The sequence below is a fragment of the Streptomyces sp. NPDC016469 genome (assembly GCF_040632905.1).
Lineage (GTDB): Bacteria > Actinomycetota > Actinomycetes > Streptomycetales > Streptomycetaceae > Streptomyces.
On sequence record NZ_JBEYCQ010000001.1, the window covers coordinates 417325 to 427325 of the forward strand.

Below are 10001 nucleotides of genomic sequence, written 5' to 3' on the forward strand. Positions count from 1 at the left end.
CCGGACAAACTCGGCTCTTTCCGGTCCTCAGGTGATAGAGAAACGGCCTGTCCCACACGCGGGTGTGGGACAGGCCGTTGCCGAACTACTTCAGCGACGAGACGAATTCGCCCCAGGCGGCGGCCTGGACGACAAGCGCGGGGCCGGTGGGGTTCTTGCTGTCGCGTACGGGGACGAGGCCGGGGAAGTCGTCGCTGATCTCGACGCATTCGCCCCCGTTAGTGTTGCTGTAGCTACTGCGGCGCCAGCGGGCAGAACTCAGCTCGGGGGAGTGAGTCATGGTCGGTAGTCCTCCATCGCGGTACGGATCATTGCCGCCGACTCGGCCAGGGAGTGCGAGTTGGCGCGCAGTACGTCGTACTGCCGCCGCCACTTCTTCACCGCGTCCGGGCCCTCGTAGAGATGACCGGCCTCGATGCTCTCCTCGTACGCCACCGAGGTGCCGTCCGGCAGGGTCAGCAGAGTCAGCGCGCCACCCAGCAGCGAGTGCGGTCCCGCACTGAACGGCATCACCTGAACCTTACTGTCCGGAGTATCCACCCGCTCCAACAGCGAGGCCAGTTGCTGGTGCATGCAGGACCGGCTGCCCACCTGCCGCCGCAGTACCGCCTCGTCGATGATCGCCCACCGGAACGGCGGATTCGCCGAGTGCTGCCGCTCCTGTCGGGACATGCGGGCGGTGACCCGCTCATCGACCATTTCGCCGGTCAGGTGCTCCTGGCAACGGAGCAACTCCCGGGCGTATTGCTCGGTCTGGAACAAGCCGGGCAGCGCCTGCGCGCCGTACTGTTCTATGACCTCGGCCCGGGCCTCGAAGTTCATGTACCGCTTGTACTTGTCGGGATGAATGTCCTGCTTGGCGAGTTCGTAGAGGCCCGTGAAGAGCTCGTCCGTCCCGAAGGCGATGTCCAGGCAGCTGGGCATGTCCGGCGGGGGCATCAGTTCGGCCGTCTCGATGCGGGCGAGCGTGCTCTTGCTGGAGTTGACGATGTCCGCCAGCTGTACGAGAGACAGCTTCGCGAGCTCGCGGTGGCGGCGTAACTCCGAGCCGAAGTAGTGGCGCGTGGAGGCGAAGGGGGAAAGCGGCTGGGGCCTGAACGTCATGGAGCGGGCCTTCCGTGTGTCCCGTGTGGAACGTCGGGACGCGGCGGCCCTGTTGGGGAGACCCGCCACAGCGCGACGATTGCGGCACACACCGTAACCAGCGGGTGTGACAGGGAGCCAGAGCGCTCCCCGAACGGAGGCGGAGGCGACATGATGTTCGATGCGCAGGGGAGCCCGATGCGGCTGCTCCCCTGGGTCGGCGAGAGCGGGGCGCCGTGCTACCTGAGCACCGACGACCCGGGCGGCCGGATGTCACGGCTGGCCGACGAGGTGGAGACGGACCTGCTCGACTCGGCCCAGTACGTGTTGCGCGAGGCGAGGGCGCTGCTGGGCGAGACGGGCGTGGGGGCGCGCGAGTTGAGGTTCACCGGGGTCCGCCTGGCGGAGTCGTTGCAGGACGCCCTGCGGATCGCGGAGAGCCGGGGGTACCGGCTGGCTCCGGCGCTGAGCCCGGCGACGCCAGTGCCTGAATGATCTGCGCCCAGTGCGCGGCGTGCTGCGGTGCGTGGGCGGCGCTGAGTGCGGCGGTCTCCGAGATCAGCCGGTTCCGTACGTCGGGCGACGCGCCGGCGACGAGGGGGGCGAGGCTTCCGGGACCGGCGTCATCCGGGGTGCCCGCGAGGATCAGGGCAGCCTGGCGGTGGGTGTGGGCGGTGAGCTCGTCGGCGTACACCTCGGTCTCGATGGCGGCGGCGTGGCGGAGGGCGTCGGCGTCGCCGGAGGTGAGGGCGCTGTCGACATACTGCTGGAGCGCGCTGCGGTCGCGTACGAGCGCGTAGGCGGTGGGGATGTCCTGGGTGCGGGCTACGTGGAGGAGGGCTCCGGGGGTGGAGCCGGGAGGGTCGAGGGTGAGGAGGTCCAGGTGGGCGCGGAGGTATTGCTCGGACTCTTCCCAGGTGGTGAGGGCCGCCCAGCCCCCCAGTTCCTCGTCGAGGATGAGGGGGCGGTAGGCGGCGGGTGCGCCCTCGGTACAAGCTGCCTCGCGGAGCGCCTGGTGTTCGGCCGCGGCCTCGGGGTCGAGGAGCGCGAACTCGGCCAGGGCTACTGCGGCTTCGGGGCTGCTCAGGAGTTCGGTGTGGTCGGTCCAGTGGGCGTATGAGTCGGACCAGGTCGGCGCTTCCAGCCAGGTGCCGACCGTGTCCAGCGTTCGGGGGGAGAGAGCCAGCCAGGCGGGGAGCGGCGCGGTGATTTCGTCGTGCCAGACGGTTGCCAGTTCGTCGTGGTGTTCAGCGCTCTTCTGCACGTATCCGCGAAGAGCGTGCCGGGCCCGGAACGTGATTTCGTCCGCGGTTCGGGGGGTTGCCGCGCTCGCAAGCCGAGTGAGACCTCGCAGGCCCGTCGTGGTGGAACATTCCGGCCTGCTGATCAGAAATACGTCCCGTTCGAAGGCGAGTCTTCTGCCGACCGTCGGGAGCTTGGCGCTCAGATCAGTGATGGTGCGCTCGTAAGCCTGGACAGCGCCTTGGTGGTCTCCGTTGTCGGCCAGGTGGTTGGCGAGGTTGCCGAGGGAGGCCGCGAGGTTGGGGGTGTGCGCTGCGGGGTGTTGTGCGGCGAGGTCGCGGTAGAGGCCCACCGCTTCCCGAGCGGGTCCGAGGGCGTCCCGATGGTTTCCGGTGCCGGCGAGACGAACGGCGAGGTTGTTGAGGGAGGTGGCGAGGTTGGGGGTGTGCGCTGCGGGGTGTTGTGCGGCGAGGGTGCGTCGGATGCGTGCGGCTTCTTGCGTGGCGGTGAGTGCCCCTTGGTGGTCGCCGGTGCCGGCGAGGCGGTTGGCGAGGTTGCTGAGGGAGGTGGCGAGGTCGGGGGTGAAGGCTGCGGGGTGTTGTGCGGCGAGGGTGCGGTAGAGGTTGAGGGCCTCGTAAGCAGCAGCGAGCGCGCCTCTTCGGTCTCCGGTTTCGGCGAGTTGTCTGGAGACGTTGTTGAGTGAGCCGGCGAGGTCGGGGGTGAAGGCTGCGGGGTGTTGTGCGGCGAGGGTGCGTCGGATGCGTAGGGCTTCCTGGGCGGCTGTGAGTGCGGCCTCTCGGTCTCCGGTTTCGGCGAGGCGGGCGGCGAGGTTGCTGAGGGAGGTGGCGAGGTCGGGGGTGAAGGCTGCGGGGTGTTGTGCGGCGAGGGTGCGTCGGATGCGTAGGGCTTCCTGGGCGGCTGTGAGTGCGGCCTCTCGGTCTCCGGTTTCGGCGAGGCGGGCGGCGAGGTTGCTGAGGGAGCCGGCGAGGTCGGGGGTGAAGGCTGCGGGGTGTTGTGCGGCGAGGGTGCGTCGGATGCGTAGGGCTTCCTGGGCGGCCGTGAGCGCACCTTGCCGGTCTCCGGTTTCAGCGAGGCGAAGGGCGAGGTTGTTGAGCGAGCCGGCGAGATTGGGGGTGTGGGCTGCGGGCTGGTGTGTGGTGAGGGTGCGGTAGAGACGGGTGGCCTCGTGAGCAGCGGTGAGCGCGCCTCTCAGGTCTCCGGTACCACTGAGGTGATTGGCGAGGTTGTTGAGCGAGCCGGCGAGGCTGGGGATGTGCGCCGCTGGGTGCTGTGCGGCGAGGGCGCGGCGCAGGCGTACGGCTTCGTGGGCGGGTGCGAGCGCGCTTCGTCGGTCTCCGGCTTTCGCGAGGTGGCTGGCAAGGTTGCCGAGGGAGGCCGCGAGGTTGGGGGTGTGCGCTGCGGGGTGTTGTGCGGCGAGGGTGCGGTAGAGGTGCGTGGCTTCGTGGGCGGGTGCCAGTGCGCCCTCTCGGTCTCCGGTTTCGGCTATGCGGTTGGCCAGAGTGTCGAGGGAGGTGGCGAGGTCGGGGGTGAAGGCTGTGGGGTGTTGTGCGGCGAGGGTCCGTCGGATGTGTACGGCTTCTTGGGCGGCGGTGAGTGCGCCTTGCCGGTCTCCGGCCCCAGCGAGGCGAAGGGCGAGATTGTTGAGGGAGACGGCGACGGCGGGGGTGTAGGTGGCGGGACTGTGTTCCGCAAGGGTGCGGTAGAGGCGGGTGGCTTCGTGGGCGGGTGCCAGTGCGCCTTTCCGGTCTCCGGTTTCAGCGAGGTGGATGGCGAGGTTATTGAGGGAGATGGCGAGGTTGGGGGTGTGGGCTGTGGGGTGTTGGGCGGCGAGAGTGCGTCGGATGTACGCGGCTTTGCGGGCGGCGGTGAGCGCGTCTTGATGGTCTCCGGTTTCAGCGAGATGGACGGCCAGACTGCTGAGGGACCCTGCGAGACCGGACAGGTAGGTCTCCGGGTTGATGGCGTGCAGTTCCTCATAGAGCGCGACCGCCTCGCGCGAGCACTCCAGAGCCTCGTCACGTAGCCCTGCCTTCGACAGCGCGAGGGACAATCCGTGCAAACCCTCAGCCACATAGGGCAGCCCGCCCTCCTCATCCCAAGCCGCCACCCCCCGCAGTGCCTCCACCCCCGCCCCACCACACCGCACCGCATGCCGCACCAGCCCTCGCGTCACATACGGATCCACCCCCGACCAGTCGCCCACCCGCCCCTGCTGCTTCACCAGGTCCACCAGAGTCCGCAACGCCACCTCGCCCGCCGCCGTCCCGCCCGGCCCCTCCCGGCGCCTGAGATGGGCCACGAACTCCCGGTGATACAGGCGATACACCGCCTGCCCCTCCTCCGCGTCCTCCACGATGTACCGGCCGAAGGCCGACAGCGCCCAGTCCACGTCGGTCTCGTCGTACTCGACGCCTCCGCCCAGCGCCCCGGCCAGCGCCTCCCACACGCCCCCTGCGGGCATCCCCTGGCCCACCGTCCAGGCCAGTGCGGACAGCAGATCCCAGGCCGCCGAAGCGAGCACCGTGCCGTCGGCCCGCTCCCGCGCGGGCACCGCCCGCAGCTCGTTCTCGAACGCGGCCTCGATGGAGTCGGGCAGATCCGTCAGCAGGGCCCCGTCCTCCCCTGACGCGGCCCGCGCCAGGAGCGTGCTCGTGACCAGGCGGGCGAACAGGAAGCCGCCCCCGACATCCGTGGCCCGCTCCGCGACCGCCGCACCGGCCTCGCGGGCCGGGCCCTCCGCCATCCCGGCCGCCTCGCACCGACGCCACACGTACTCGCCGATGTCCTCCCGGGTATGCGGTTCGTCTTCGAGGTCGACGGTCGTCACGTCCGCCCCGATGAGACGGGCCAGAGTCTCAGGCAGGGTTTCGCGGTCCTTCTGCTGACTGCGGAACACCCGCTGCCGCGATCCGAGCAGCACCGGCGCCGTCCGGCTCAGCGGGAACACCAGCTCCTCGATCACGCTCTGCGTGTGCTCGGCGGGCACCTCGTCCAGGCCATCCATGACCAGGACCGGCTGCGGCGACAACTCCCTTACCTCCGCCCGGAAATCGTCCGTGCTGCGCGGCGGGCGTAGCCCCAAGGCATGGGCCAGCCGTTCAGCCGCCTGCAACGGAGTCAGGTCGCGCAGGTGCACCGCCGCGAGCGTGCGTTCCGCGCGGACGCCCGGGTCCGGGTCACCGTCGCGCAGTGCGCCGCTCGCGACAGCCCGCTCCCGCTGTTCCGCGTCCGCGAGCGTGGCGATACGGCCCACCACGGCGGACTTCCCGCAACCGGCGGGCCCGGTCACCAGGAACAGGCCGGGCGCGTCCTCGTCCAGCCACTCCACGATCCGGCCCAGCACCCTCGTACGGCCGGTGAAGAACCAGCCCTCTTCCCGGTGGCCGACCCCGCGTGCCGCCTGCACCAGGTGCTCCACGAGTCGGGCCGGGGCCTCGGGGGAGTGGAGGGGGTTGGGGAAGGCGGGGCGCCACTCGCCGAGGGTGGCGGGGACCGGTGTCTGGCCCTCGCCCTCCCACCGCGTGGCGATGGCGCCCAGCAGGTCCGGCCCGCTGACGAGCGCGTTGTGGGCGCTCCACGCGGAGCGGTACTCGTCGCCCGCCGGACCGTCCTTCAGGACCTTCGTCAAGGCAGTCAGTAGCGGTCCACTGCCATCCGAGGTCTCGTGACTCTGACAACTCGCCAGAAAACCCAGCCACTTGGCGTGCCCGGGTGGCGCGGACTCCTCCTCCCAGCGCCCGAGAGCCAGTCCCAGGGCCGGAACCGCGCCGCCACCCGCGTAACAGGTATCGATGATCACCAGGACGTGTTCGGCACCGGAACCGACGGCCTCGCTGACCAGGTCGTCGGCGGTGACGCCGTGCCGTGTCACCCGTGCCTTCCACTGGCCGGGGTCGTCGACCGGCTTCAGGTCCGAGAGCACGAGCCGCGTCTGACCATCGACCCGCACCCCGTGCCCCGACCAGATGACCAGGGCCGGTTTGGCGTCACCCGTGGCCACCCACCCCTCGGACCACTCCTCGCTCTCCGCCCGGAACGCGGCCGACGACGGATTCCCACCCCCCACCTTCCGTGCCTCGTACCCCAGCCCCTCCAGCAGCCCCACGATCTCGTCCATCTGGGCCACCGCCCCCACGAGCCGGGGAAACTTCCCTCCGTCCGCGTACTCCCCGCACACCACACAAAGCGCCGTCCCCGCCGCACCCGTCATCGTCAGCCCCGCTCCAGAACCAGCACCAACGCGGTCATCACCACATTGGCCGAAACACGCGTCCCTATCCGCACCCGATGCCCGCCCACCGGAAGGCCGTTGATCCGGAGCGTGTACACCCCGCCACCCCGGTTGGTCATCGTGCGCATCGGACCGTCCTCCACCCCGGCGAAGACGGCGACCCGATCGTGCCCCGGCACGTCCGGGGGCACCGTGGCCCGGATCTCGTAAGGCTCCCCCTCCACCAGAATCTCCGGCGCCTCCACCGAGAGCGGCACCTCCTCATCCTCCGACCCCCGGTGCACCGGCGGTTCGGGGGTGAGCCAGTTGTGGAGGGCCTGGCGGACGGCCCTGTTGTTCTGGAGGGAACCATGCTTCTCCCACGGCGTGTACGCATGCCGCCCCGCCCCCACCGCGCGGCTGGAGAGATCGGGCACCCGCCCGTCACCCCCCTCGTCCACCCCGTCGATGGTGAGCAGCCCGCGCAGGCCGTCCCCCGCCACCTCGGCCGTCGTAGGCGTCGGCTGCCGCACCCCGCCGACCGGCACGTACTCCACCCCGTACCGCGCCCCCGCGCCGGACTCCCGCAGATCCGCATGGAACAGGCCCGCGAGACGCAGCAGCTCCCCATCCACCCCAGGCAGCCCCGTGACCTCCCGCGCGTACCGCAGCCCCGAGCCCCCGGCCGCCGCCAGGCACGCGTAGTCCGGCGTGAGCTGGTGCAGCGACGGGAGGCTCCGGGCGAACGGCGTGAGGTCGAGGCCGACCGGGCCGATCCCGTACCGCATCCCATTGACCAGGTACAGCAGCGCGTCCAGCGACCCCCGGTACGGCGTTCCCAGCGTGACCACCCGACGTGTGACCTCCGCGCCCCCGCACTGCTCGACGTAGCTCCGGGTGACCAGGCCACCCATCGAGTGGCAGAGGAAGACCACCTTCGCGTCCCGCCGGTCCGCCCGGGACGCGCGCCAGCGGCCCAGCTCCTCGTCCACGCGCTCGGCCAGCCGCTCCGCGTTGTAGCGGCAGGAGAGCCGCCAGTCGTACGCGAAGCCGACCAGGTTGGCCGGGAGGTCGGCCGCGTCGCCCGGCAAGCGGCGCTGAAGGGTGAAGTTCCGTTCCAGCCAGTTCAGCAGGCTGCTGTACCCGTCCACGGGCTTCCACACACCCGGCAGCGCGTGCACATCGGACATCAGCCCCGTGGGCCGTACGCCGTCGCCGGGGTGCTCGTCGCCCAGGCCGGCCGGGAGCGTCAGGCCCTTGACCGAGTTGCCGAAGGTGCGGATGCCCCGCACCAGAGCCTTCCCGGAGGCCGCCCAGACCTCGTGCCCGTCCGCGTCCGCGAGCGTGCTGCCGAGGATCCCCGGTACGACGACCACCAGGTCCTCGGCCCTGCTGCGCTGTCCCATATGACTGTCCCCCGTATCCACACCGCCGAATGAGGACAGCAGCGTAGATACGGGGGACAGGCTTCCGGGCCGGTCCGGACGAAATCGGCCGCGTCCGGACCTTCCGTGCGAAGAGCCGCTACCGGCGGCGCCAGCATCCGCTACGGCAGCGCCAGCATCCGTTCCAGCGCCAGCTTCGCGTACTTCTCCGTTTCCGGGTCCACCACGATCCGGTTGACCTGCTTGCCCTCGGCCAGGGATTCCAGGGTCCAGACCAGGTGCGGCAGGTCGATGCGGTTCATCGTGGAGCAGAAGCAGACCGTCTTGTCGAGGAAGACGATCTCCTTGCCCTCGGGGGCGAAACGGTTCGCCAGGCGGCGCACGAGGTTCAGCTCGGTGCCGATCGCCCACTTCGAGCCGGCCGGGGCCGCCTCCAGGGCCTTGATGATGTACTCCGTCGAGCCGACGTAGTCCGCGGCGGCCACGACCTCGTGCTTGCACTCGGGGTGCACCAGCACATTGACGCCGGGGATGCGCTCGCGCACGTCGTTGACGGACTCCACCGAGAAGCGGCCGTGCACCGAGCAGTGGCCGCGCCACAGGATCATCTTCGCGTTCCGCAGCTCCTCGGTGGTCAGGCCGCCGTTCGGCTTGTGCGGGTTGTAGAGGACGCAGTCCTCCAGGGACATGCCCATGTCCCGCACGGCGGTGTTGCGGCCCAGGTGCTGGTCGGGCAGGAAGAGCACCTTCTCGCCCTGCTCGAAGGCCCACTCCAGGGCGCGCTTCGCGTTGGACGAGGTGCAGATCGTGCCGCCGTGCCGGCCGGTGAACGCCTTGATGTCGGCGGAGGAGTTCATGTACGAGACGGGCACGACCCGCTCGGCGACACCCGCCTCGGTCAGCACGTCCCAGCACTCGGCGACCTGCTCCGCGGTGGCCATGTCGGCCATCGAGCAGCCCGCCGCCAGGTCCGGCAGCACGACCTTCTGGTCGTCGGTGGTCAGGATGTCCGCCGACTCGGCCATGAAGTGCACACCGCAGAAGACGATGTACTCCGCCTCCGGGCGGGCCGCGGCGTCCCGGGCGAGCTTGAAGGAGTCCCCGGTCACGTCGGCGAACTGGATGACCTCGTCGCGCTGGTAGTGGTGCCCCAGGACGAAGACCTTCTCGCCCAGCTTCTCCTTGGCCGCGCGGGCGCGTGCCACCAGGTCCGGGTCGGACGGGGAGGGCAGGTCGCCGGGGCACTCGACACCGCGCTCGCTCCTGGGGTCGGCGTCGCGGCCCAGCAGGAGCAGGGCGAGCGGCGTCGGCTGGACATCGAGATCCTGGACGGGGTGGGCCGTGGTCACGTCACGCACCCTTTCTTCTGCGGACTTCTCTGCGGAGAAAGCCTTTTCGTCTAATTGACGCTATCTATCATAGCCGCTTCACGTCACTTTGACGATGCCGAAAGCGTCAATGTGACGCATCCGCCCACGGGACGGGTGTGCGAGCATGAAGGGAACAGGCAAGCGCTCGGCCCGGAATGAATCCGCGGCCCCGACGGTTGCAACGTCGGCAAGCAGTCTCCGTACAACCCGGGAGAGAAGCAGATGTCCGTATCGGACGAGACCACCACCGTGAGCGACGGCATCCTCCTGTCCGACGCCGCCGCAGCCAAGGTCAAGGCCCTGCTGGAGCAGGAAGGCCGTGACGACCTGGCGCTTCGCGTCGCCGTCCAGCCCGGCGGCTGCTCGGGCCTGCGCTACCAGCTCTTCTTCGACGAGCGCTCCCTCGACGGCGACGTCGTCAAGGACTTCGACGGTGTGAAGGTCGTCACCGACCGCATGAGCGCCCCGTACCTGGGCGGCGCCTCGGTCGACTTCGTCGACACCATCGAGAAGCAGGGCTTCACCATCGACAACCCGAACGCCACGGGTTCCTGCGCCTGCGGCGACTCCTTCAGCTGAGCCGCACCACAGCGTCGAGACGGCGGCCCCCGGGGGGGGGGGGCGGGGCCGCCCGCGGGGGGAGGGAAGGAGGGGGGCGCGGGCCCACCCGGGCCCCCGCCGCCGGGACCG

7 protein-coding genes are annotated in these 10001 nt (G+C 70.2%); 2 read left to right on the forward strand and 5 right to left on the reverse strand.

Translation table 11 applies throughout. The annotated features are described in order from the left end of the window. Window positions 1-85 precede the first annotated feature (85 nt). Together ABZ565_RS01965 and ABZ565_RS01970 are read right to left on the reverse strand one after the other, a co-directional pair. Complete coding sequence (locus ABZ565_RS01965; protein WP_361019210.1) at window positions 86-280, reverse strand: DUF397 domain-containing protein; 195 nt, start codon at window positions 278-280, stop codon at window positions 86-88. Next, complete coding sequence (locus ABZ565_RS01970; protein ID WP_361019213.1) at window positions 277-1104, reverse strand: helix-turn-helix transcriptional regulator; 828 nt, start codon at window positions 1102-1104, stop codon at window positions 277-279. The genes ABZ565_RS01965 and ABZ565_RS01970 overlap by 4 nt, the downstream gene beginning before the upstream one ends. Window positions 1105-1254: 150 nt before the next feature. On the opposite strand from ABZ565_RS01970, the gene ABZ565_RS01975 reads away from it, so the two are divergent. Further along, window positions 1255-1578, forward strand: coding sequence for a hypothetical protein (locus ABZ565_RS01975; protein WP_361019216.1), 324 nt, complete (start codon window positions 1255-1257; stop codon window positions 1576-1578). Here the strand turns inward: ABZ565_RS01975 and ABZ565_RS01980 are convergent. The 3 genes from ABZ565_RS01980 to nadA form a co-directional block, all read right to left on the reverse strand. Then, entirely contained in the window at window positions 1469-6556 is a 5088-nt protein-coding gene (locus ABZ565_RS01980; protein ID WP_361019219.1) for a tetratricopeptide repeat protein, read from the reverse strand. The genes ABZ565_RS01975 and ABZ565_RS01980 overlap by 110 nt on opposite strands. A 2-nt stretch (window positions 6557-6558) precedes the next feature. Further along, window positions 6559-7962, reverse strand: coding sequence for a hypothetical protein (locus ABZ565_RS01985; RefSeq protein WP_361019222.1), 1404 nt, complete (start codon window positions 7960-7962; stop codon window positions 6559-6561). A gap of 140 nt (window positions 7963-8102) precedes the next feature. Next, window positions 8103-9290 carry a quinolinate synthase NadA gene (nadA, locus tag ABZ565_RS01990; protein ID WP_361019225.1) on the reverse strand — a complete coding sequence of 396 codons (1188 nt, stop codon included), beginning with the start codon at window positions 9288-9290 and terminating at the stop codon, window positions 8103-8105. Between the two features lie 243 nt (window positions 9291-9533). Here nadA and ABZ565_RS01995 point away from each other — a divergent pair, with 243 nt between their 5' ends. Beyond that, window positions 9534-9890, forward strand: coding sequence for an iron-sulfur cluster assembly accessory protein (locus ABZ565_RS01995; RefSeq protein WP_018103583.1), 357 nt, complete (start codon window positions 9534-9536; stop codon window positions 9888-9890). Window positions 9891-10001: the final 111 nt, after the last annotated feature.

Excerpts from the sequence above, each read along its gene's own strand:
- ABZ565_RS01970 (WP_361019213.1), bottom strand. The coding sequence starts at position 1,104 with ATGACGTTCAGGCCCCAGCCGCTTTCCCCCTTCGCCTCCACGCGCCAC.
- ABZ565_RS01965 (WP_361019210.1), bottom strand. The coding sequence starts at position 280 with ATGACTCACTCCCCCGAGCTGAGTTCTGCCCGCTGGCGCCGCAGTAGC.
- ABZ565_RS01985 (WP_361019222.1), bottom strand. The coding sequence starts at position 7,962 with ATGGGACAGCGCAGCAGGGCCGAGGACCTGGTGGTCGTCGTACCGGGG.
- ABZ565_RS01995 (WP_018103583.1), top strand. The coding sequence starts at position 9,534 with ATGTCCGTATCGGACGAGACCACCACCGTGAGCGACGGCATCCTCCTG.
- ABZ565_RS01975 (WP_361019216.1), top strand. The coding sequence starts at position 1,255 with ATGATGTTCGATGCGCAGGGGAGCCCGATGCGGCTGCTCCCCTGGGTC.
- ABZ565_RS01980 (WP_361019219.1), bottom strand. The coding sequence starts at position 6,556 with ATGACGGGTGCGGCGGGGACGGCGCTTTGTGTGGTGTGCGGGGAGTAC.